Source organism: Mesorhizobium sp. AR07 (assembly GCF_024746815.1).
Taxonomy (GTDB): domain Bacteria; phylum Pseudomonadota; class Alphaproteobacteria; order Rhizobiales; family Rhizobiaceae; genus Mesorhizobium.
This window is the reverse complement of the sequence record NZ_CP080526.1, coordinates 144097-163990: the sequence shown is the minus strand read 5'-3', so window position 1 is coordinate 163990 and position 19894 is coordinate 144097. Positions and strand designations below refer to the sequence as shown.

Genomic DNA, 19894 nt, shown 5'->3' with positions numbered 1-19894 from the left:
CGCAATGACCGAGATCCGTTTCTGGTTGAGGTCGCTGAGGGTACTGTGGCGCGGCGGACGGACCGAATGATCGATCTCTGGGACATCGGCACCTACGACAGCGAGATTAAGGATTATCTCGAGTCCCACCGAGACATCATCGACGGCTATTCTGCCCTCGAGCGGAAGAAGGACATCATGGTCGCCAAGCTCGCGACCTGGGTGCCGATCCAGCCGAACCGGTTCCAAGGCGACTACGCGGCGACGGTCGATGGCCTTGCCGAAATCATGTCAACGAAAACGTTGCGGACATTCCACTACACCCGCATGACTGACGACGAGGTTGAATCCGTGCAGGCCGAAGGCATGGTTCCGACCTCGGTGGATTCCCTGAACAACCGCGTCGATCGTCAGGTCGCTGCCGGAGGGTTGACACCGGAACAGGGCACTAGGATCATCAAGCGACCCCGCCTGCGCACGGATTTCGGCGTCCGCAAAGGCTTCTGGTCAACAACTGTGCCGCTCCATCCGGACGAATCTGCCGTGAAGCTGCTCGTCGAGCACTGGGGCGGCGAATCCGCTTACTGGCTGCTTGTTGGAACGGAAGATGAGGACGTGATCAGCGTTCTGAAGGAAATCGGCCGCGGCAGAGTCTTCGAGATCACGGTACCGCTTGCGGAAGCCAACGGTGGCTTGGCAGGCTTTAGCGTCGCCAGGATTGCCGTCAGGGAATATGCGTGCAGCCTGGGTTCCGAATTCCTTCGCGAAGGCCTCGATCTCGGCGTCGAACACAAACTGCCCCCCTCCAACATTCTCAGGATTCATTCGGAGGGTGAGGAGGGGTACACGGTGATCGGTAGGGGCTACCCGACCACCTATAAGGAACCGGAGTAGGGAGACAGGCGCGCAGTCGAGTTTTCCCACGGCATCGGTCAATTTCTCAGTTTGGGGAACATACGTGCGCCAGGATGGACATTCTGCTGAATTTCACCTGCCGGCGCTGTTTCCGTGGACGCGCGCTTGGACTGCCATTTCTATTGCCCGTCTCGGCTCATGCCGGGGCGGGCTTCCTTGCGTTCTGGGAGGATTTGCTCACCATGGTTCAGAGTGGCGGCCATGGAGATCGCCTCAGAAGCGGCGCCCAATCGGAAACATTAGCACCTCCGCGTTTTGGCGTGGCAGCTTGAACTCTTCGGCGGCAACCGCCTCAATTAACAGGTCCAAGGCTTCGCGTCCCCTCTGGCTCATCGGATCATCGCCACGAAGGTAGTGGTACGCTCGATCTAAATGCACTCGGGCGGCGGAAAAATCGCTTGTCATATGACCCTCTCAGTAGCCGCCCACATTAGCCGTCTACGAGGTGAGGGTCGCGCAATCGTCAATATCCACAGACGGATTTGATTTAAATCGGGGATAATCGGGGGAGTACCAGGACGCCGGCTGACGCTGTCACGTTGTCTGCGTATGAACGCTGGCGCGCATCCATTCCATCGGACGGACCGGGGTTGCGCCTTACGAGATCAGGGCAAAGATCCCGGGCTTTTTGGGGGCGCGTCATTTCCCAGGCCTGGTCAAGGCCGGCGTCTGTGCCTCGGTGGTGGGCGTGTTCGTCCCTGAATGGTCATAGGACGGGAATTGCGAAAATTCCGAAGTAAGACTGCCTTTGAGCCTACGATGTCCGTCGAAGCCAACCCTTCCCAGCGCCCACGGTCGCAATCGTTGCCACTCAAGTCTGAAAGGATGATGCTTAACCGCGCGGGCTTGACGCCAAACTGCGCGGAAATTCCGAAACGTCAGCAACACAAAGCGTGGCAGTCTGAATGTCTCCGGCTGCTATGCCGGTTGCCGATGCTTTTTAGTTGCACGCGAAAAGATGAGATCATGAACTTTCATTTGGGATCATCCATTAACATAATGGATATTATCTGAACTGAGTAATTGATTTATATAAGTTTAGTTCAATAACCGATATTAAGCAACTGTCATGAGTAAGGCAAGCCGTCAATGTTTCACCAGTAACGCTTACTCGACGTCTCGGTTCGACAGATATATGCTACTTGAGACCCCCTCATCGTCTGATAAAATGGACGGGAGACTCTGAATTCTTCTGAACCGCCGGCGTCCCAAGTCAGACCATACCGGCCTTCGCTCGCCTCCCCTCTCGGCGCACTCACTTGTGCGGCATGCAATAGACTCCCTCGGATTCCATCAGTAGCGCGCCACCCTTCAACTCGCTCAGTGCGCCGACCCACGCTTCGGAATAAGTGCGGCTGGCATCCACGGCCGTCAGCCAGAGTACGCGATTGTCGGCCAGTTCGACTTTGACTTCCTGCTGCAAAGGGCTTGCCTGCACGGTCTGTTGATAGTGGCGTTTGATCCTGACATTGCTGGCCGGGAACTCAGCTTCGTTGCTGCCGTAGTTCAGCACAAATCCAGTGTGGTCCTCAGCCACCGAGCAACTGCCATCACGCTCACACACGATTTTGGCGGCGGTCTTGCAATCCCATTTCAGTGAAGCGGGCCACATAGGATTGTCCACACCTGAGCGCGGCTTGTCGCTCTGACTAGCCGCCGCCGTCAACACTGCGCCTGTGTTCAAAATCACCGTGGACAGGAGAAGCGCCTTGAACACTACAAACCTCCCTGAATTGCGACCCCATCGTGCATCGTCCTGCGTGATCGCCCGGCTCATGGCATGTTGAGATTGAACCAGCTTTTCTGGCGCACGCCGTTCGCGTCATCATACTCGATGAACCAGGGCTTTCCGCGCTTCGGCCGAGAGATGGTGTCGTATGTGGAACCGTTGCCAAGGGAATGCCCTCTATCGTTGCCCGTGATTTGGATTTTTGCCGTCACAAACTTTCCGTCGATCTCGATTTGGGCCTGTCGAGATCCGTCGTCATGATTCTGGCCGAGGCGACTATTCATGAAAGTAACGGGCAATGTGAGCCTGTCGGTCGCGATGCGGCAGATACTCCGTTCTTGCCCCATTCCGGGCCGGTCGGAATTTGCGCCAACTGCTTGCCAGCCAGACGGACAATCCTCATACTTCTCGTATTTCGCGGCGCTGGAGTTTGCTTGCGGACAGGTCGGCCAGTTGAAACCCGGGGATTCCATCGCCGCAATCAACTTGGAGATTGGCGGGTGGCACGAGGGGGTACCCTGCCAGTCGCCGGCCAGACAGAGGAGGACCTGACAGCCCCATTCCGACGCTTTCGATTGGGATGGAAGAGCTGCGGCGCCCGCGAGGGCGACGGCACCCACCAAAAGGAATTTGAGCATGGTCATAGCCTTTTCCTCGCTGCGGATTTTGATAGTTTACTATGGATGATCCGCGCGAAAGAGGACAGATAGAAAAGGCAGGTTTGTGCGACTACACCGATTTATGAAACGAGACGACGCAGGCGCGGTCAACAACCCTTTGCGCGCCAACATCGCTCTGACGCTTGAGCGGGAGAGAGCCAAACGTGGCCTATCCCACATGCACATGGCCGAGCTGTTTCGGACCGCCGAGGGCGAAAAACTGGCCTATCGAACCTACATTCAGACTGTGCGTCAGAAAAATAATGTCACATTGACGACGCTGCAGATCATGGCAAACGGCTTGCAACTGTCTTTTGCAGCACTGCTCGCCGGCGGCAAGAAAGTTCCGGAATGGGCGCATCGGTTGGACGACAATGCGATCCGCAAGCGGCTGGCGCACATCATCGATTTTGAGCGTCAACGACGTACTTTGCACCGCTATGAGATGGCCGAACTCATCGGTGTGGCGGAGGCGACATTCACGAAACTGGAACGCGCGAGCGGCAATATCAGCGTGGACACGATTGCGGCGATCGCCAAGGCGTTGAAACTTGATCCAGCGACCTTCCTCTTTTCCGATAAGATCCCGCCAACAACTGACCATATGCTTCTGACGCAGCCGGAGGCGTAGAGAGTCATTTCAGAGCTGCGGTGGAACGCACAGGAATCCTGACCTGCACGGTTGTACCGACACCTTGGGCGCTATGGATGACGAGCTTTCCGTTCAGCGTCGAGACCATCTGGGAACATGCGGTCAGTCCAAGGCCAGTATGATTTCCAGCTCGCGTTGAAAAGAAAGGGGTAGTTGCCTTTGCAACAATTGCAGGTGGCATGCCTGCGCCCTTGTCGGCCACTTCTAGCACGAGATAACTGCGCGGAAGGAATGGTTGTCGTTTGAGTGTCGCAGAGATGAGTACTCGTGCGTTTCTGGCGCTGGAAAACGCGGCCAGAGCGTTTTCGATCAGCTCATTGACCACCAGCCGGAACGGCGCCGCCGGCACGGGATGCAGACGCGCTTTAGCATCGACCAGAACTTGCACCATACTGCTGCGATCGCGCGTGAGATCCTCAAGCAGTTGGCCGAGCGCCACGGTGCTGGAATCTTGTGGTGCATAGGCGATCTGAAGCACGCTGTTGGTGATCGATTCCAGTTCGTTGGCAGCACCGCGCGCAGCCTCAAGCATTTCACCGCTCGGCTGCTTGTCTGGTTGTGCGTGCTCAAGGAACAGCCGCAAGGCTGTGACACGCGATCGGGTCATATGCGCAAACAGCGAAGCGAACGAGCGCATATGCTGGTCACGGCGATTGGCTAGCGCATATCGCTGATGGATCACGAGGTAGAAGGTAGCGCCCAGGCCAAGCGCGATGGCAAAGATGAACCAGTTGCGCGTGGCCGCAATGTCGATGCTGGCTGTCTGCTGCAAGGTGGCACTGTGATCAACGGTAGAGCTGGAAATCTCATAAATTGACTGTTCCAGCTTGGCCATGTCGGCAATGGCTTGAGTGTAGTTTTTGCGCGCCGACACAAGGGGTGCGATTTTCTGTTCGAGAGTCAGGCGAATCCCGCCTAAGAGTTCGGCATCGCGATCGGGAAAAAAGCGGTTCAGATAGGGCAGGTTTTCCAGCTGGGCGACGTTGACGCTGACCAGCGCCATTTGCCGATCGATGTCCGCATCAAGCTTTCCCGTCGCGTCGGCAATGCGAAGATAGCCATAGACCCGTATAAGGCGCTCGCGAATCTGTGCCGCGCGCCACTGAATCTCGAAGGTCTGATTGAGGATGGCATCCGTCTCTTGGCGATAGCGGTCGGATTGGATGAATGTCCACGCACTCAGGCCAAGGGCAGCAGCCATACCGAGATATGGCAGAACAGCGAGCAAACGGCCGTTGAAAAACTTCATTGCGTGGCGCGCAGGATGACTGGGAAAAACACCCAGATCGAGTTCCTTGCGGGAACATATGAAGCGGGCAACTTGTCGAAGGGCCAAACAATGAAGATGGGCCCTTTCTCCACCATGCTGATCGGGCGGAAATCCTGGCCCTGCGGGCAAAGCGAGCCGGCCTTGTCGTTCTCGTTGCAACGACGCTCAACTGCCAGGATCGGATTATAAGACCGGATTTCGTCAATACGAATATCGGAAACGAAGTTGTCAAAGGCGACAACTTTCACCTCCTGCGCGACGGTTACTCCAGCCTTAGCAAGCACGTTTGCAAGCAGCGGCCCACGGTATTCGATTTTCTCGTTGTCGCTCGTCCAGGGGGTTCGCGTGTCATAGGTCTGTTGCGGAAACTCTGCCTGCAGCTGGTTGACCGAAAAGACCGCGACGGTCTTGCCGCTGGCGTCTTGAACCGACACTTCGTTGGGATCGAGCGGGATTTCCTCGGCCGCACTAGCGAGCGGAAGGGCCAGGGCAAACATGACAGCAAGGGCATTACGCAACATCTTCCATATCCTCGTATTCACGGGGTCCATCGTTCTTGGCGAACAGCACGCAAGGTCCTCGGGAGCCCCGCGGATCGTAGGCAAATCCCTTTTCTGCCAGGGCAAGCGTGATGTTGCGGATGCCGTCAAGGCCATAGAGATGGTCGTGCAGCTCAAGAAAGATACGTTCGACGCCGGGCAGCTCGGCGTCTTGCAAAAGTTCTTTCTCAGCACCTTCGATGTCCATGACTAGGGCATTTATTCGATGATCGGCGATGAAACGATCGACGTCGGCCGAGACGATTGAAAATTCGCGCTCATATGGTCCCTGGTTTTTGTCCGTGGATGACATCCAAAGGTCGCGACGAACGTAGAAGGTGAAGGACCGCGGCGGGCCTGCTGTGAGGATGCCCTGGGAATATGTGACATTGTCGAGCTCGTTGGCCGCTATCACGCGCTTGGCTAGTTCCGCTGTTGCGGGATTTGCTTCAAAAGCCCACACCTGAACGCCGGGGATTTTCGCAATCAATGCGGTGATGATGCCAATACCGGACCCTAGCTCCAGTACGCGATCGCGCGCCTTGACCGCCCTGAAGATCCACTTCGCTTCCTTCGCTTCATAGCTCTGGCTTTGAAGCGCTCGCCAGATAACCGGCGAAACATCCCGCGGTTCGACGGGGACCTTGATCCCATGTACGGTTAGAGAAGCCATCGCGATCATAGCCCCTGTGGGAGCGGATGACCTTGCCTCATGAGCTTGGCGCGAGCCTGCTTGTAATATTTCTCGGCCGAGCCGGCATCAATGGCGAGTCGATCGGCCATGAGCGAGAATATCTCCTTGCGTTTCACGCCGGGTGCGCGGTGCGCCATCATGTCGATGGCCTCCTGTTCGCGCGGTGTAAGGACGGAAAATCGGTAATCGGGTTTTGTCATGACAGCCCGCGACAGGCGCAAGGAGAATCCCTTGGTGGAAATATCGTCCAGAACGTCGCTGAACACGCCGGGCGCAAGTCCGGTCTTGCCTAGATAGGCGGCGGCGCCGATTCGTCGGAAACCATCTGCTTCGCTACGGTTGTCGGAACCGGTGACAACAATATGGATTGCACTGGGTGAAGCCTCGATGATCCTGTCGACGACAGCGACGCGATCGCCTTGTGAGGTGGGGTCAAAACCGGGCAAGCCAGGATCGATAACGACAAGATCGAAATGGCTGTTTTGAAGTTCTACGGTCGCGATGTTCAGCGTTTCCGCCCCCAGGACGACGCATTTTTCGAAGCTCGCTTGCACTTCATTCATCAGAGCCAGACGCATAAGCGTCTGGTCTTCGACCACCAGGGCACGAAACATTGAAAGCCAGTCCTTCTACGCAGGCGCCCCCTGCCCTGTCTTTCAGAATAAGTCGCTTCAAAAAAGGGATGGTCCCATCCCTATTTTTCCTCACCTCCCGAGGTATCTGTGTCTGACCGATGTACGCCAGGAGCAGGACGATGCCTATTCAACTGGTCTCCAGCAACCGACAGATGGAACCGGCTGAAGGCGTCGGGAAACTGATTGCGGAACATCGTCAGAGGGTCGCTGAGCTTGAACGTATCGGCAAGCGAGCGATGGAGGCAGAGGGTACGGACGCGATCGTGCTGGGTGCGAGACTGGACGCGGTCATGGCGGAGGAGGCCGCTGTACGAAGGCGTGCTGCCATTGCTCCAGTCGCCACTATCGCGGAGATCAAAATGAAGGCTGCTTACTTTCAACGGCTGACGTCTCATGACTGGTGCGAGGTTGATGTCGACGATTTTCGCGCGTTGCTCGGTTCTTTCGCGAAACTGCCGTCCTAGGAGAAGAGTGCCGAAATCCATGAGGCCACGGTATTCCAGGCCGCATAGAGCCCTGCAGGCACCAAGATGATTGCCAAGAACGCCGCGGCTCCGCCAATAGCGCCGTCACCGCGTCCTTCCACGGGATAGTAATATTTGTGCGCCTCATCGTCGTGCTTCATTCTTGTCTCTCCGATCGCTTATTTAGCAGCAGCTGAACAGGATGCTGAAACGTCGTGCTCCACAAACCTGCACGTTTCATCTTAGCGTTGATTTCCGCGACGAGGTAGTTCTCATTGACAGCTTTGCCCTTTCCTGTCGTTGCGGCAAACGCGTATCCGGTCGCTATGAGCGCGGTGCCGACGTCGATTGTGTCGCCATTCAGCTGCGCACCGCAGACGACAAAGGCCGCCTTGTCGAGGGCGTAGCCGATTGGCTGGCATGTCACCGCAGCGCTATCGAACAGGGCTGCCAGGTGCGCCAGCGAGATGTTCCCGCAATCGAGTTTGTTCCCATTTGGCTGTTCAGCCGACGTACCGCGAAGACACGACTGCACGCCATAGAGGCGGAAAAGGTGGTCGCCGTCACGCCAGGTATCTCCAGTCAGCAGTTGAGCCGATTTCGATACCGCGAAGGGCGTTGGCGCGGCAGATTCGGATGCATCCTGGGCCTGTGCCGATGCGCACAAACCAAAAACGGCCAGCACTGCAAAGCGCGCCTGTTTCATTCCTGGAACTGTCCACCGAGGTCGGCAGAGTGCTCCAGATCGGGGCGCAGCGACTTGCCGTCCTTGTTACGTCCGATTGCGGCCATGTCGAAAAAAACCATTTCGTCATCGTCGTAGGCGACATTGTACGGGTCGTTTGCATTGCCCGCACCCACGAGAGAAAAACACGACACGGCGTCTGGTTCCCCCTTCCCGCTCCGCAGCACAAGCGTTTTGCAAAGCACGACAGAAGCACGATCGTTGTAGATTCCTTCTTCATAGTCCTGCGCGGCCTGCGTGCAGTCCCACTCCTGCGCCTTGTAGGTAATCTTCGGTTTTGGGCAGGCCGCGAGACCGCGCAGTCGATAGGCCACGCCGTTGATGACGCGCTCGGTCGCAGACGGCACTTTGACTGGCGAGATGAGGGTCGCCGCATCGCGCTGAAAGAGCGCACCTTTCGCATCGTAGCGCTCATAGACGAACACCTTTTCGCCCGGCTTCGCAAACTGGAGCAGGTAATGCTCCGAGGGTTGCGCGAAGGCACTTGGGGCGTCGGCGCCACCAGCATGAGCCGCGGCGCCCTGGAGCAGCAAAGCCGTGCAAAGGGCAATCTGTTTCATCCAAATTCGTCCTTGTGGTGCATCTGGTGTTGACACTTTACTAGGGCTGCGTGTAGCCATAGTAAAGTGTTAAATTTTGGCGACAGTATGAACACTCGATCAGCTCTTCTGCTCACTCTATGTGCCGCTACCATGCCTTTCGTAGCGCACGCCCGGGACCTGGCATCAGACCGCGTCGAAGTCGCCTTTGCAACGCCGGCGCAAGCCCTTGCATCAGTCGGGGCGCAAAGGCCGGGGGCGTGCAAAACCGGAAACCGTACTGAAGTCGCCGAACTCGTGCGTTCAATCGCGCGGGACGAAGGCTTCGATGCCGATCTGGCCGAGGCGATTGCATGGGCTGAAAGCGATCTCGGCGCCATTCAGGGTCCGTCCAAGGCCGGAGCCCTGGGGATCATGCAGTTGATGCCGGCCACGGCGGCCGATCTCGGCGTCAGCGACCGTTGCGATACGCAGGCGAATGTCCGGGCTGGCTTGCGCTATCTGAAGTCACTCTATGACGAGTTCCAGGATCCGCTGCTGATGCTTGCGGCTTATAACGCCGGGCCCAACAGCGTCTACAAGGCGCAGGGCATTCCGGTGAATCCGGAGACCGCGGAATACATCGTAAAAATACTGAACCGCTGGAAGTTCGGCGGTGTCGTGAAGAAGTCCGTCCTGACCAAATCCGAAATGCTCGCCGCACCGGCAGCAAGCGAGGACGCTTGGCAGGATGGTCATGTCATGGATCTCGGCAACTGAAAGGAGCCAAGGGTGGAATACAGGAAAGCAGGCAAATTTGCCCTGAAACTGGCCTTGGCCTCGGCGGTCGGAATAGCGCTCGCGCCAGCCACTGCGTATGCCCAGTCGGCCGCGCCAGTCGAAAATGTGCTGCAGTGGTTCGTCGGAGTTCTGCAGGGCAACATAGCGCGCTCATTCGCCATCATCGCGGTCTGTTTTCTCGGCTTCCTCGCCATGACCGGCCGGCTGGCGTGGATGATGGCTTTTTCCATCATCATTGGCATCGCCCTGATCTTCGGCGCCGCCCAGCTTGTGGATGCGGTTCGCGCGACCGCTGGAGGCAGCTGACGCATGGACGACGAGGAGGTCTATGTCGAGCCGGTCAGCCTGCCCCTGACACGCCCCCCGATGAAATGGGGGGTGCGCTATGAGGTTTTTGCCCTGAATGGCATTCTTGCGGTGATCGGCTTTATCGCCACGAGCAGCTTCATGCTCGGCCTTGGCGTGTTTGGCGTGGTGCATCTGGTCAGCGCATATCTGTGCCAGCGCGACCCCTACATGTTCCATATTTTCGAGCGGCGCATCTCCAAACGCGGAGCGGTGGCGAACCTTACTTTTTGGGGCGCGAGGAGCTATTCGCCGTGAGCCTCGATGCCGACCTGAAATTTGGCCGTGAGCGCCGCCGCGAAAAACCCGCGGCGATGCACATCCCCTACCTTCGCCATGTCGATGACAATCTGATCGTGACGAAGAGTGGCTTTCTGGTCGGCGCCATCCAGCTTAGTGGCCTGCCGTTCCAGACGATGGACCAGGCCGAGTTGAACAGCCGAATGTTCAACCGCAACACGACGTTCCGCAATCTCTCGACCTCTCGCTTTGCCGTCTACACGACGATCATCCGCCGCCACGTGACGCCTGAGATCGAAGGTGACTTTGAAAATCCTTTCGTGGCCGAGCTCGACGCCCGCTACATGGACGAGCTCGGGGCGAAAACCCTTTTCGTCAACGAGGCGTATCTCACGGTCATACGCCGACCGATGGTCGGTCGCGTCGGCTGGGTGGACAAGACGCTCAATGCATTCCGCATCAGCACCGCAGGCGAAGAAACCCGCGAAGAGGCGATCGCCGAACTGCATGACATCCTTGACGGGATGGTCAAGGATTTCACGGCTTATGGTGCGCGTCTTCTCGGCGTCGTGAAGCGCCGCGACAGCTTCTTTTCCGAGCCGGCGGAATTTTTGGCGAAGATCCTCGCCGGCGGCGTCGACGTCGAAATGCCTTTGCCGCGCATGAGCCTTGGCGATGTGCTGGCGACACGACAGCTGTTTTTCGGCAAATCCGCGCTGGAACTTCGCGGGCCGGACGAAAGCAAGCTCGGCGCGATGGTGTCGATCAAGGAATACCCACCGTTCACCGCGCCGGGCTCATTGGACGGTCTTTTGCGCCTGCCACATGAGTTTGTCCTGACGCAGAGTTTCGCGATCGAAGACCGTGTAACCGCGATGCGCAGGATCAACACCATCGCCAACCAGGTTGAGGGTTCCGACGAGGCGGGCACGACGGTCGAAGAGTCAGTCCACGACGGCGCCGACAAGCTGGCCGGCGGCGAAGTCGTCTTCGGACAACATCACATGAGCGTCATGGCCTTGGCACCGGACATGACCGGGCTCAACCGTGCGCTATCCGACATCACGGCCGAGCTTTCGCGCATGTCGATCGTGCCGGTTCGCGAGACACTGAACACGGAACTGGCCTTCTGGGCGCAGTTGCCGGGAAATTTCAGCTACATCGCGCGACGTGCGTTGATCTCGTCACTTAACTTCGCCGGTCTTTTCTCCGGACACAATTTCCCGTCCGGCCAACGTGAGAGGCTGCATTGGAAACGGCCCATCGCCTTGCTCGAAACGACCAGCCAGACTGCCTACTATTTCAATTTCCACGTTCACGATGTCGGGCACTTCACGGTGTTCGGCCCGACCGGCTCGGGCAAGACCGTCGTGCTGTCGTTCCTGATGGCGCAAGCCATGCGCATCATGCCGCGGCCACGGTGTGTTTATTTCGACTATATGCGCGGTGCTGAAATTTTCGTTCGGGCGCTCGGCGGTCGCTACGAGGTGATGGAACCTTCCCAGCCAACCGGGTTCGCGCCATTGCAGCAGGAGGATACGGCGGAAAACCGTTCATTCCTCGAAGATCTGCTCCTCTACATTCTGACGCCAGAAGGCGGCGCGCTGGACGTGGCTGAGATGCGCGTCATCAACGCCGCCGTCGACATGATCTACAAAATCCCGCGCGAACAGCGGACCTTCGACCTGCTGCCGGAAGTGCTGCGGGGCTCGCTCATGCCTGGCATGAACGATCTGGCGGCGCGAATACAACCCTGGCTCGACCCAAAGGACAAGGGCTGGCTTTTCAACAATCCCGTCGATCTCATCGATTTCTCGAAGCCCATTGTCGGGTTCGACATGACGAAGATCCTAGGCGACCGAAAGCTGCGCTCGGCGGCGTTGCTCTATATCTTTCATCGTCTTGAGGACGTCATCGACGGCTCACCGATCATGCTGTTCCTCGATGAAGGCTGGAAGCTGTTGGACGACGAGGTTTTCGCCGCCTTCATCAACGAGACGCTGAAGACCATTCGTCGCCGCAACGGCGTGGTCGGCTTTGGCACGCAGACGGCGGAGGACGTCGTCAATTCCTCCATCTCGTCGTCGCTGATCGAGCAAACGAAGACCAACATTTTCTTCCCCAACCCGAAGGCGAGCAAGGAGTCCTACATGGAGCGCTTCTCGCTGACAGCGAAGGAATTCGAGTTCGTGCGCCGCACCGCCAAGGAAACACGCACCTTCCTCGTCAAGCACGACAGCGACTCGATCGTTGCCAAGCTCGATTTGTCGGCGATGCCCGATCTCATCAAGGTCTTGTCCTCGAACGAAGCCAACAGCAAGGAATGCGCCCGGCTCCGGGAGACCTTCGGCGACGAGCCGGAGATGTGGCTGCCATACTTCTGCGGATGGGAGAACGAGCATGACGAAGCGGCTTAGCAGCGCTTGTCTGGCCGTGGCTCTCGCGACGGCGGAAAGCATGAGCGTGGCTGTCGCTCAGATCGCGGTGATCGACGGGCAGAACCTCGACAAACGGCAGGAGGACGAGCAGCACAGCAAGAAGTCGGATGAAGCGAAGAACGACGAAACCGACAAGAAGAAAAGCGTCGTCTGCACCTATTCGAACAAATACCGCTCACAAATGTTTCGCCGGTCGCCAGCCGAAGCGTTGCAGCGCGACGCGGGCAACGTGAAGATGATCCGCTATTTTGCGCAAAAATACGGGGTGCCCGAAGGCCTGGCGCTGTCCGTCGCCTATCAGGAATCGCGCTTCGACACATGCGCCGGGAGCCACACCGGCGTCAAAGGCGTCATGCAGCTGACCAAGGGCACCGGCAAGTCCATGGGACTGGACCGCGACGTGAACGAGCAGAATGTCGAAGGCGGCGTCAAATATCTCGGAATGGGCGTGAAGCAATGCGGGGCGACGAATTACAGCTGTCTCGCCTCCTTCTACAACGGATCGAACGCAGGCGAGCAAAACCAATGGGCCGGCGGCGTCGGCCGCTGGAACAGCTACTTCAACGAATATGTATCGAGCGGCAAGGCTCCCGCCGCCGCGCCGCCACCATTCTCGATCGTAACGGCCGACGGCGTAGGCGGCGCGGCCCAGGGCGCGGCCATGGGCACGGTGAGGAAGGCGGCTGGCGGCCTTGATGCAAGCTCATCGCAGATGGGCGCCAACGACGCGGCAATCGACGCGCTATCGGGCAACGTTGGCCAGGTGACCGAATACAAGGACGCCTGGGAGCTGAACTCGTCGGCTCGTGGGATCAACGCCGATGTCACCAACCAGTACCTCGCCCAGGCGGGGGATTTTACGACGTTGCTGGCCCAACTTCTATCGTTGCAGAATGTTCAGGCATCGCAGTCGTCCAAACTGGTGCAACGGCCGAAGAGCGGCTCTCCAAACCCGTTCTCTTGTGATCCTGCGGAATTGGGGCGGTTGAGGATCGATCGCGGCCGGTGGCTACCATGCGCACTTGAGAATGCGGGGGCAAGCTCGGCCGACAACCGCTCGATGATCATCACCAGTGATCCTGCCGGCGCTGCCAGCGTGATCAATTCTCTACAGCAATAGGAGGCTGACATGAAGAAATTCGCGATTGCTGCCGGCATGGCGCTTTGGACGAGTGCGGCCCTTGCACAGATTGCGGTCATCGATGGCGCCAATCTCGATGTCGCCCGCAAGAATGCGGACAACACCAACTCCATCATGGATTCGAACAAGGACATTCTGAAAAAGAGTGAGGAGATCCTGCAGGCTCTCAGCGGCAGTCGTGACGGTTCGCTCGGCATCGGACAAATGGGCCTCGGCGGCAACATGTCGATTGCCCAGGCGCCGTCGTTCGGATCGATCCTGAACGGCGGGGCTCTTTCGTTTGGCGGCCTGTCGCCCGAAATCCAGAAAATCGCCGGTGCCGTCATCAACGGCCTCCAGCTGGTGAAGCAGCTCCAGCAGATTGCCGGCAAGGAGACCAGCGCCGTCAACACGGCCTATGGCGGCAGCGTCAACGTGGCCTCGCTGCTAAGCGCATTGACCTCGCAGGCTTCGCAGGGCGTTACCCAGCGCCAACAGTCTCTGCAGTCAGCGAGCGGGCAGATCGGGCAGTCGCAGGACGTCAAGGGATCGATGGACCAGAACACACGAATGCAGCTGGAAAACGCGCGCGCGGTCAACGAATTGATCGGCGTCCAGAACGGTGCGGTCGCGGCCCTGAATGAGAAGCTGAAGGGAGATCTTCTTCGCCAGAGCCAGGTGCAGAAGATGATGACACCGCGCAACGTCAATCCGTTCGCGGAATTCGGCAAGAGCGGGGACTGAGCGCTTGTCGAGGCGAGTCCTGCGCATATGCGTTGTGATCGGGCTCGGCGCAGGGCTTTTCGGATGCGCAAATCGCGAGCTGAAAGCGCCGTGCGGGCCTTTGGCGTATGCCCGCTCCGACGAATGCGGCGCGCTGAAGCCGGTCAATTCAACGCCGTTCGCCAGCATCATTGACGAGGATCCATGAACGGTCTTGCCGAAAGCATTCTCGGTGGCATTGACAACATCGGCGAGGACTTCGTCCGCACCGTCTATATGCAGTTGGGCAATGCGATGGGCAACGTCTTCACCCTCATGCTGACCCTCTATATCGTGTGGTGGGGCTATTCGATCCTGAGCGGGCGAGAGTCAATTTCGCCAATCGAAGCGGCTTATCGCCTCGGCCGCGCCGTCATCATCTATCTGCTGCTGACCGGATGGGGGACATTTTCGGCAACGATTTACCAGCTTGTTCAAAGCATTCCGGATGAGGTCGGTAAGGTGATCGTTGGCGCCGTGTCGCGAGCCACCGGCAACCAGCTCAGCGATCAGGCGGCAATTCCAGCGCTGATCGACAATCTCTACAAAGGGGCGCAGGACGTCGCCAATCAGGTCTATAGCGGATCCTTCTATGACATTTTTGGCGCGCTCTTGTCGTTGCTGGTTCTGCTATCAGCCATCATCTTCGCAGCGCTTGCCATTGCCGCAATCATCGCCGCCAAGGTGATGTTGTTCATCACGCTCGCACTGGCGCCGATATGGATCATTCTTTGGCTTTACCGCTGGTCCTCGCGCATGAGCGAAGGCTTCCTTTCGCTGACCACCTTTCTGATGATCCAGCAAATCCTGATCTACGGATTTCTCGGCTTCTACTTTTCGCTCGTCAATGCGGCGCTGAACACCGCCACGTCCGGTGGAGCAACCATGGACAGCAAGATGTCGCTGGTGCTGCCGCTGGTGCTGGTGACGATCATCGGGATCTACGTTCTCATGCAGATACCCTCGATTGCTTCGATCCTGAACGGCGGCGGGTATCTCAGCACCGTGGGAGCTCGCTACTCCTATGGGACCTTCGGCAGGAATGCCGTGCGCTACTCCGGTGCACGATGGGCCGCCGGCCGCGCCGCTCGGGGCGCCCGGCAGCTCGTGGCAAACAGTTTTCGAACTTCGCGAGCAGCGAGGGCGGATGCCGCAACCCGGTCCGCCATCCAACAAGGTGCGCGCGATAACTCCAGGCCTCTGGCCTAAACGAGAACACAACGATCACCGATCGCGGCTCTGGCTCAGGATGCGTCGCGCAAACGAGGCAATAGTAAAGTGTCAACTCCAATGGAAACAGCTGCTAACAGCGGCGGCGAGCTCGTCGACAAGCGCTATTACGGGGCGGGCGCGACCTGGGAAGACGACACGCACCGGTCAATGCGTCGATCGCGTACATTGGCATGGATCGTCAGTGGCGTTTCCGGACTGGTGGCGGTGCTGTCGCTGCTGGCGCTCGTGCTGATCCTGCCGCTCCGGCAGTTCGAACCGTATGTTGTCGAGGTCGACAAATCGACGGGCTACCTCGAGATCATGCGCGCGCTCAAGCCTGGAGATTTGTCCCAGAACGAGGCCGTCACGGCGGCCAATCTGGTGCGCTACATCAGGGCCCGCGAAACCTACGATTCCCGTGAACTGAAAGAGAATTACGACTTGGCGCAGCTCTACTCGACCGACGTCGCGTCCAAGGATTTGACATGGCTTTATACGCCAGCAAACCCACAATCGCTGGACAAGATTTTTGGCCGCAATGTCACTGTCGCGGTCGAGATCAAGTCGGTTTCCCTGCTCAATCGCAACACAGCCTCGGTGCGCTTTGCCACGACGACGCGGCGGGACAATTCGTCCACGGCCGACAATTGGGTGGCGGTGATAAAATTCCGCTACACCTCAACACCGCTCAAGAACGAATGGCGTTTCGACAACCCGCTGGGATTTCAGGTAACGGATTACCGCCGCGACCAGGAATCGGCGCCGGCCGCGGGGAGCCTGCAATGAGATGGCGCGTGGGCCTCGCTCTAACAGCCGCCCTTCTGCTCGGCACGATGCACGGCGCGGCCGCGCGCGACGGCCGCATCCGGTATGTCACTTTCAACAACGACGACGTCACATCGGTGCGCGCAGCTCTCGGTATTTCGACGATGGTCGAGCTCAGCCCGACCGAAATCATCGAAACCGTCTCCGCTGGCGACACGAAAGGCTGGTCGATCATCCCCAAACGCGGATCGCGATTTCTGTTCGTCAAGCCGCTGGAGCGCGATGCGTGGACCAACGTCAACGTGGTCACCAACCGGCGCGTCTATTCCCTGCTGCTGCAGGCGACTGACGATAGCCGTGACCGGGCATCCTTCCAGGTCCGGTTCAAATACCCGGACGAGGATGTCAACGCGCGCCTGCTCTCACAGGCCAAGGAGAGCGCCGCCGATCCGAACTTGAAGGATCTGAACTATGCCGATCTCAACTACGACTATGCCTACAAGGGCGACGACAGCTTGAAGCCGCGCACCGTATTCGACGACGGCACGAGGGTGTTTCTGGAGTTCAAGGGTGACATTCCGGCGATTTTCGTTGTCGACGATAAGCGCCAGGAGTCGCTGGTCAACGTTCGCACGCAGGGCAAATACACCGTCATCGACAAGGTCGCACGGCAATTCACCTTGCGGGCCGATGGCAAGACGCTCTGCCTCTACAACCGGGCTCGACCCAACGCTATCGATCCAGTCGAGCAGGTCTACGGTCCAACGAAACTGACAGGTGGTTCCACCCTGTTCGGATCCAGCGGAGGGCGGTGATGACCCAGATCGACTATAACCAACTGGACGGCAGCCCGACGGTCGCGCGCCGTGGTGCGGGCGTGGGTACCAGGATCGCCCTGGTCGGCCTCGGCGTGGTGCTGATAGGCGCGCTGATATGGCTCAACTGGCCCCGGGAGCCGGTATCGCGCGATATTCGCAGCGATGGCGAGGAAAACTTCAATCCGCCAGAGTTCCGCCCGCCGGCGTTGAACGACCCGCCGCAACCTGCCGACGGCACGATCGACCAGATCGTGGTGCCGCCACCGGCTGACGTCCAGAACGGCACGCAACAAGCCGATAATGTCGATCAGACCGTTCAGGAGGGCGCCGACCTTGATGCGCAGCGACGCACGCTGGAGGCGCAAATGGCGGCCGAGGAGGCTCGCCGCAAGGCCGAGACGGAAGAAGCCCGACGCAAGGCGGCGGCTGAGGACGAGGCTCGTCGTAAAGCGGAGGCGGCCGAGCGCGAAAAAGCGGTGTGGGAACGCCTGCGGTCGAGCCAGATGGTGACGAATGATCAAACCGGCTCGACGGATGCCGGCGCCCAGGCGGCACAGGTCGAAATCGCGCCCGACGGTCAGATCATCCCGGTCCCAGGCGCCGACAGTGACCCCAACAAGGCATTCCTGGCGCAGTCTGAGGCAAGTTCCTCCGGCATCGTCAAAGCCAGGGTTTTTCGACGCACCGATGCGTTGATCCCAGAGGGAACGATCATTCGCGGCTATTTGGAAACCGCTGTTAACACCGACCTTCCCGGCGCCGTGCGCGCAGTCGTGCGTGAGGATGTCTTCTCGCTCGACGGCAGGCGGATCCTCATTCCGAAGGGCTCGCGCCTGACCGGAGAATACCGCTCGGGGCTTGCGCGCGGTCAAAAGCGTGTTTTCATCGTCTGGAGCAGGGTCATTCGCTCGGACGGCATTTCCGTCGATATCAAGTCGCCTGGCGCCGACGCGCTCGGCCGCGGCGGCATGGGCGGGCGTGTCGATACGCACTGGGTTGAACGCTACGGTAACGCCATCATGCTTTCCGTCGTTGGCGGCGTCTCTGAATATCTGTCCTCGCTTGGCGATAGCGGGCAAGATGGACAACAGCGCCAGGTGTCGACGATCGATCCCGTGACCGGCGAGACCACGACCGAAACTTATGGGGGCAATGGCTCGCAGCGCGACGCCCGCGGCATCGCTTTTGACAAGTCATCGACCGCCTTGCAGCAACTCGCGCAGGAGGCATTTCGCGACACGCAGAACATTGGTCCGACAGTCTATGTCGACCAGGGCACATCCATTGTCGTGCTGGTGCGGCGAGATCTCGATTTCTCGGATTTGTACGCCGATCCCGTCCAGGAAGAAGTGGCGCGCCTGAAGGCAGGTGGGCGACCGAAGACGGCAATCGATCCGACGCCTCTCTACACGACGCCAAAGGATAACTTCTATCCCGGCTATGGGAGCCCGGTGAAATGAATGCCGTGCATCCCCTCCCCGACCCTTGGGCGAGAGCCCCGGTCCTGCGCGCTCATCTGGAACCGATATGGCCCTATTTGAACGAAGATTCGGTTTCCGAGATTGCAATCAACAGGCCGGGTGAATTGTTCATCGAACGCCTCGGCGCCAAGGAAATGGAGCACGTCGTCAAGCGCGAGGTCACGCCCGGCTGGATCCGCAACATATCGACTGGCGTCGCCTCGGCGACAAATCAGGTCATCAACGAAGAAAAGCCGGTCCTGTCGGCCGCCTTACCCTCAGGCGAGCGCATCCAATGCATCTTGCCGCCGGCGGCTCCCGAAGGCGGGGCGATCTCGATCCGCAAGCAGGTCATCATGGATATGAGCCTTGCTGCCTACAAGGATCTTGGCGCATTCGAGAACACTGCGATGGGCAGCGGCCTGGCGCTGTCAACCGAAGAAAAGCGACTTGTCGAGATGTTGCACGACACCTCGCCGATGGACTTCCTGCAATATGCGGTGCGCAACCGCGTCTCGATCGTCGTTTCAGGCGGTACGTCGACCGGCAAGACGACGTTCTTGAATGCACTCTTGAAGGAGATCCCGGCTCATGAACGGATCATCACCATCGAAGACACCCGCGAACTGAGGCTGCCGGCTCCCAACAACGTCACCTTGATAGCCTCGAAGGGCGACCAGGGCCTTGCCAAAGTTTCCGCGCAACAGCTGCTCGAAGCCTCCCTTCGTATGCGGCCCGACCGTCTGCTATTGGGCGAGTTGCGCGGCGCTGAAACCTTCGCGTTCCTTCAAGCGATCAACACCGGCCATCCGGGTTCGCTCACGACCGTTCATGCCAATTCCGCCCGGTCTGCCTACGAGCGGCTGGCGTTGATGGTCATGCAGGGCAGCTCGGGCCTCTCACGAGGCGAAATCCTCGACTACCTGCGCGAGGTCATTCCGGTGGTCGTCCAGATGGTCCGCACCGAAGGCGGACGGCGCGGCATCAGCGAGATCAAGTTCACCAAGGCGGAGACGATCTAGCGGGGCCACCCATGCAGAAAATCGCAACAGCAATTTTCATGGTGCTCATGGCGATGGCCCTGGGCGCCCTGGTCTTCACCGTCGCCTATGCCGCGACGGATTGGTACCGGAC

General features: G+C 58.8%; 24 protein-coding genes and 1 pseudogene. 15 read left to right on the top strand and 10 right to left on the bottom strand.

Annotation, left to right across the window (positions count from 1 at the left end; all coding sequences use genetic code 11):
* Positions 1-66: 66 nt before the first annotated feature.
* Positions 67-873, top strand: coding sequence for a hypothetical protein (locus tag BPNPMPFG_RS33530; protein ID WP_258597585.1), 807 nt, complete (start codon positions 67-69; stop codon positions 871-873).
* Positions 874-1107: 234 nt separating this feature from the next.
* On the opposite strand, the gene BPNPMPFG_RS33525 is transcribed toward BPNPMPFG_RS33530, so the two are convergent.
* The gene (locus BPNPMPFG_RS33525; RefSeq protein WP_258597584.1) at positions 1108-1299 is read right to left on the bottom strand and encodes a hypothetical protein; all 192 of its coding nucleotides are present in this window, start codon (positions 1297-1299) and stop codon (positions 1108-1110) included.
* Positions 1300-1450: 151 nt separating this feature from the next.
* On the opposite strand from BPNPMPFG_RS33525, the pseudogene BPNPMPFG_RS33520 reads away from it, so the two are divergent.
* Positions 1451-1606: pseudogene (locus tag BPNPMPFG_RS33520) on the top strand (N-alpha-acetyl diaminobutyric acid deacetylase DoeB); the annotation flags it as partial.
* A gap of 543 nt (positions 1607-2149) precedes the next feature.
* On the opposite strand, the gene BPNPMPFG_RS33515 reads toward BPNPMPFG_RS33520, so the two are convergent.
* Together BPNPMPFG_RS33515 and BPNPMPFG_RS33510 are read right to left on the bottom strand one after the other, a co-directional pair.
* Entirely contained in the window at positions 2150-2611 is a 462-nt protein-coding gene (locus BPNPMPFG_RS33515) for a hypothetical protein (RefSeq protein WP_258597582.1), read from the bottom strand.
* Positions 2612-2667: 56 nt separating this feature from the next.
* Entirely contained in the window at positions 2668-3267 is a 600-nt protein-coding gene (locus BPNPMPFG_RS33510; protein WP_258597581.1) for a hypothetical protein, read from the bottom strand.
* A gap of 97 nt (positions 3268-3364) precedes the next feature.
* Between BPNPMPFG_RS33510 and BPNPMPFG_RS33505 the strand changes: the two genes are divergently transcribed.
* Positions 3365-3913, top strand: coding sequence for a helix-turn-helix domain-containing protein (locus BPNPMPFG_RS33505; RefSeq protein ID WP_258597579.1), 549 nt, complete (start codon positions 3365-3367; stop codon positions 3911-3913).
* Positions 3914-3917: 4 nt separating this feature from the next.
* Here the strand turns inward: BPNPMPFG_RS33505 and BPNPMPFG_RS33500 are convergent, their stop codons facing one another.
* The 4 genes from BPNPMPFG_RS33500 to BPNPMPFG_RS33485 are packed head-to-tail and all read right to left on the bottom strand — an operon-like array spanning position 3918 to position 7051.
* Positions 3918-5183, bottom strand: a complete 1266-nt coding sequence (locus tag BPNPMPFG_RS33500; protein ID WP_258597577.1) for a sensor histidine kinase — start codon at positions 5181-5183, stop codon at positions 3918-3920.
* A complete protein-coding gene (locus tag BPNPMPFG_RS33495) occupies positions 5180-5725 on the bottom strand; it encodes a putative pterin-binding protein (protein ID WP_258597575.1) in 546 nt (181 codons plus the stop codon). The genes BPNPMPFG_RS33500 and BPNPMPFG_RS33495 overlap by 4 nt, the downstream gene beginning before the upstream one ends.
* Complete coding sequence (locus BPNPMPFG_RS33490) at positions 5715-6416, bottom strand: FkbM family methyltransferase (protein ID WP_258597573.1); 702 nt, start codon at positions 6414-6416, stop codon at positions 5715-5717. Before BPNPMPFG_RS33490 ends, BPNPMPFG_RS33495 begins: the two co-directional genes overlap by 11 nt.
* 5 nt (positions 6417-6421) lie before the next feature.
* Positions 6422-7051, bottom strand: coding sequence for a response regulator (locus BPNPMPFG_RS33485; RefSeq protein WP_258597571.1), 630 nt, complete (start codon positions 7049-7051; stop codon positions 6422-6424).
* A gap of 140 nt (positions 7052-7191) precedes the next feature.
* Here BPNPMPFG_RS33485 and BPNPMPFG_RS33480 point away from each other — a divergent pair, with 140 nt between their 5' ends.
* A complete protein-coding gene (locus tag BPNPMPFG_RS33480) occupies positions 7192-7536 on the top strand; it encodes a hypothetical protein (protein ID WP_258597568.1) in 345 nt (114 codons plus the stop codon).
* On the opposite strand, the gene BPNPMPFG_RS33475 is transcribed toward BPNPMPFG_RS33480, so the two are convergent.
* From BPNPMPFG_RS33475 to BPNPMPFG_RS33465, 3 genes are read right to left on the bottom strand one after another with little or no spacing between them, the layout of a single operon-like run.
* Positions 7533-7697: a hypothetical protein gene (locus tag BPNPMPFG_RS33475; RefSeq protein ID WP_164753924.1), complete on the bottom strand. Its 165-nt coding sequence runs from the start codon at positions 7695-7697 to the stop codon at positions 7533-7535. The two genes, BPNPMPFG_RS33480 and BPNPMPFG_RS33475, sit on opposite strands and share 4 nt — an antisense overlap.
* The gene (locus BPNPMPFG_RS33470; RefSeq protein ID WP_258597565.1) at positions 7694-8242 is read right to left on the bottom strand and encodes a thermonuclease family protein; all 549 of its coding nucleotides are present in this window, start codon (positions 8240-8242) and stop codon (positions 7694-7696) included. The genes BPNPMPFG_RS33475 and BPNPMPFG_RS33470 overlap by 4 nt, the downstream gene beginning before the upstream one ends.
* Complete coding sequence (locus BPNPMPFG_RS33465) at positions 8239-8841, bottom strand: hypothetical protein (protein WP_258597564.1); 603 nt, start codon at positions 8839-8841, stop codon at positions 8239-8241. The genes BPNPMPFG_RS33470 and BPNPMPFG_RS33465 overlap by 4 nt, the downstream gene beginning before the upstream one ends.
* A gap of 66 nt (positions 8842-8907) precedes the next feature.
* Between BPNPMPFG_RS33465 and BPNPMPFG_RS33460 the strand changes: the two genes are divergently transcribed.
* The 11 genes from BPNPMPFG_RS33460 to virB11 all read left to right on the top strand — a co-directional run bounded on the left by BPNPMPFG_RS33460 (position 8908) and on the right by virB11 (position 19782).
* On the top strand, positions 8908-9579 hold the full coding sequence (locus BPNPMPFG_RS33460) for a lytic transglycosylase domain-containing protein (protein WP_258597562.1): 672 nt from the start codon (positions 8908-8910) through the stop codon (positions 9577-9579).
* A 12-nt stretch (positions 9580-9591) separates the two neighbouring features.
* Positions 9592-9906, top strand: coding sequence for a TrbC/VirB2 family type IV secretion system protein (locus BPNPMPFG_RS33455; RefSeq protein WP_199645893.1), 315 nt, complete (start codon positions 9592-9594; stop codon positions 9904-9906).
* 3 nt (positions 9907-9909) lie between these two features.
* Complete coding sequence (locus BPNPMPFG_RS33450; protein WP_137935424.1) at positions 9910-10203, top strand: VirB3 family type IV secretion system protein; 294 nt, start codon at positions 9910-9912, stop codon at positions 10201-10203.
* Positions 10200-12602, top strand: coding sequence for a VirB4 family type IV secretion/conjugal transfer ATPase (locus tag BPNPMPFG_RS33445; protein WP_258597560.1), 2403 nt, complete (start codon positions 10200-10202; stop codon positions 12600-12602). The genes BPNPMPFG_RS33450 and BPNPMPFG_RS33445 overlap by 4 nt, the downstream gene beginning before the upstream one ends.
* Complete coding sequence (locus tag BPNPMPFG_RS33440; RefSeq protein WP_258597558.1) at positions 12586-13743, top strand: lytic transglycosylase domain-containing protein; 1158 nt, start codon at positions 12586-12588, stop codon at positions 13741-13743. The genes BPNPMPFG_RS33445 and BPNPMPFG_RS33440 overlap by 17 nt, the downstream gene beginning before the upstream one ends.
* 9 nt (positions 13744-13752) lie before the next feature.
* Positions 13753-14487 carry a type IV secretion system protein gene (locus tag BPNPMPFG_RS33435; RefSeq protein WP_258597556.1) on the top strand — a complete coding sequence of 245 codons (735 nt, stop codon included), beginning with the start codon at positions 13753-13755 and terminating at the stop codon, positions 14485-14487.
* Between the two features lie 183 nt (positions 14488-14670).
* The gene (locus BPNPMPFG_RS33430; protein WP_258597554.1) at positions 14671-15714 is read left to right on the top strand and encodes a TrbL/VirB6 family protein; all 1044 of its coding nucleotides are present in this window, start codon (positions 14671-14673) and stop codon (positions 15712-15714) included.
* 81 nt (positions 15715-15795) lie between these two features.
* A complete protein-coding gene (locus tag BPNPMPFG_RS33425) occupies positions 15796-16503 on the top strand; it encodes a VirB8 family type IV secretion system protein (protein ID WP_258597552.1) in 708 nt (235 codons plus the stop codon).
* The gene (locus BPNPMPFG_RS33420; RefSeq protein ID WP_258597550.1) at positions 16500-17297 is read left to right on the top strand and encodes a TrbG/VirB9 family P-type conjugative transfer protein; all 798 of its coding nucleotides are present in this window, start codon (positions 16500-16502) and stop codon (positions 17295-17297) included. Before BPNPMPFG_RS33425 ends, BPNPMPFG_RS33420 begins: the two co-directional genes overlap by 4 nt.
* The gene (virB10, locus tag BPNPMPFG_RS33415) at positions 17297-18760 is read left to right on the top strand and encodes a type IV secretion system protein VirB10 (protein ID WP_258597548.1); all 1464 of its coding nucleotides are present in this window, start codon (positions 17297-17299) and stop codon (positions 18758-18760) included. The genes BPNPMPFG_RS33420 and virB10 overlap by 1 nt, the downstream gene beginning before the upstream one ends.
* Positions 18757-19782, top strand: a complete 1026-nt coding sequence (gene virB11 / locus BPNPMPFG_RS33410; RefSeq protein ID WP_413776907.1) for a P-type DNA transfer ATPase VirB11 — start codon at positions 18757-18759, stop codon at positions 19780-19782. The genes virB10 and virB11 overlap by 4 nt, the downstream gene beginning before the upstream one ends.
* Positions 19783-19894: the final 112 nt, after the last annotated feature.

Coding starts and splice junctions, on each gene's coding strand:
- BPNPMPFG_RS33505 (WP_258597579.1), top strand. CDS start 3,365: ATGAAACGAGACGACGCAGGCGCGGTCAACAACCCTTTGCGCGCCAAC.
- virB11 (WP_413776907.1), top strand. CDS start 18,757: ATGAATGCCGTGCATCCCCTCCCCGACCCTTGGGCGAGAGCCCCGGTC.
- BPNPMPFG_RS33525 (WP_258597584.1), bottom strand. CDS start 1,299: ATGACAAGCGATTTTTCCGCCGCCCGAGTGCATTTAGATCGAGCGTAC.
- BPNPMPFG_RS33465 (WP_258597564.1), bottom strand. CDS start 8,841: ATGAAACAGATTGCCCTTTGCACGGCTTTGCTGCTCCAGGGCGCCGCG.
- BPNPMPFG_RS33450 (WP_137935424.1), top strand. CDS start 9,910: ATGGACGACGAGGAGGTCTATGTCGAGCCGGTCAGCCTGCCCCTGACA.
- BPNPMPFG_RS33530 (WP_258597585.1), top strand. CDS start 67: ATGATCGATCTCTGGGACATCGGCACCTACGACAGCGAGATTAAGGAT.
- BPNPMPFG_RS33500 (WP_258597577.1), bottom strand. CDS start 5,183: ATGAAGTTTTTCAACGGCCGTTTGCTCGCTGTTCTGCCATATCTCGGT.
- BPNPMPFG_RS33485 (WP_258597571.1), bottom strand. CDS start 7,051: ATGTTTCGTGCCCTGGTGGTCGAAGACCAGACGCTTATGCGTCTGGCT.
- BPNPMPFG_RS33425 (WP_258597552.1), top strand. CDS start 15,796: ATGGAAACAGCTGCTAACAGCGGCGGCGAGCTCGTCGACAAGCGCTAT.
- virB10 (WP_258597548.1), top strand. CDS start 17,297: ATGACCCAGATCGACTATAACCAACTGGACGGCAGCCCGACGGTCGCG.
- BPNPMPFG_RS33510 (WP_258597581.1), bottom strand. CDS start 3,267: ATGACCATGCTCAAATTCCTTTTGGTGGGTGCCGTCGCCCTCGCGGGC.
- BPNPMPFG_RS33440 (WP_258597558.1), top strand. CDS start 12,586: ATGACGAAGCGGCTTAGCAGCGCTTGTCTGGCCGTGGCTCTCGCGACG.
- BPNPMPFG_RS33430 (WP_258597554.1), top strand. CDS start 14,671: ATGAACGGTCTTGCCGAAAGCATTCTCGGTGGCATTGACAACATCGGC.
- BPNPMPFG_RS33490 (WP_258597573.1), bottom strand. CDS start 6,416: ATGGCTTCTCTAACCGTACATGGGATCAAGGTCCCCGTCGAACCGCGG.
- BPNPMPFG_RS33495 (WP_258597575.1), bottom strand. CDS start 5,725: ATGTTGCGTAATGCCCTTGCTGTCATGTTTGCCCTGGCCCTTCCGCTC.
- BPNPMPFG_RS33435 (WP_258597556.1), top strand. CDS start 13,753: ATGAAGAAATTCGCGATTGCTGCCGGCATGGCGCTTTGGACGAGTGCG.
- BPNPMPFG_RS33420 (WP_258597550.1), top strand. CDS start 16,500: ATGAGATGGCGCGTGGGCCTCGCTCTAACAGCCGCCCTTCTGCTCGGC.
- BPNPMPFG_RS33480 (WP_258597568.1), top strand. CDS start 7,192: ATGCCTATTCAACTGGTCTCCAGCAACCGACAGATGGAACCGGCTGAA.
- BPNPMPFG_RS33470 (WP_258597565.1), bottom strand. CDS start 8,242: ATGAAACAGGCGCGCTTTGCAGTGCTGGCCGTTTTTGGTTTGTGCGCA.
- BPNPMPFG_RS33475 (WP_164753924.1), bottom strand. CDS start 7,697: ATGAAGCACGACGATGAGGCGCACAAATATTACTATCCCGTGGAAGGA.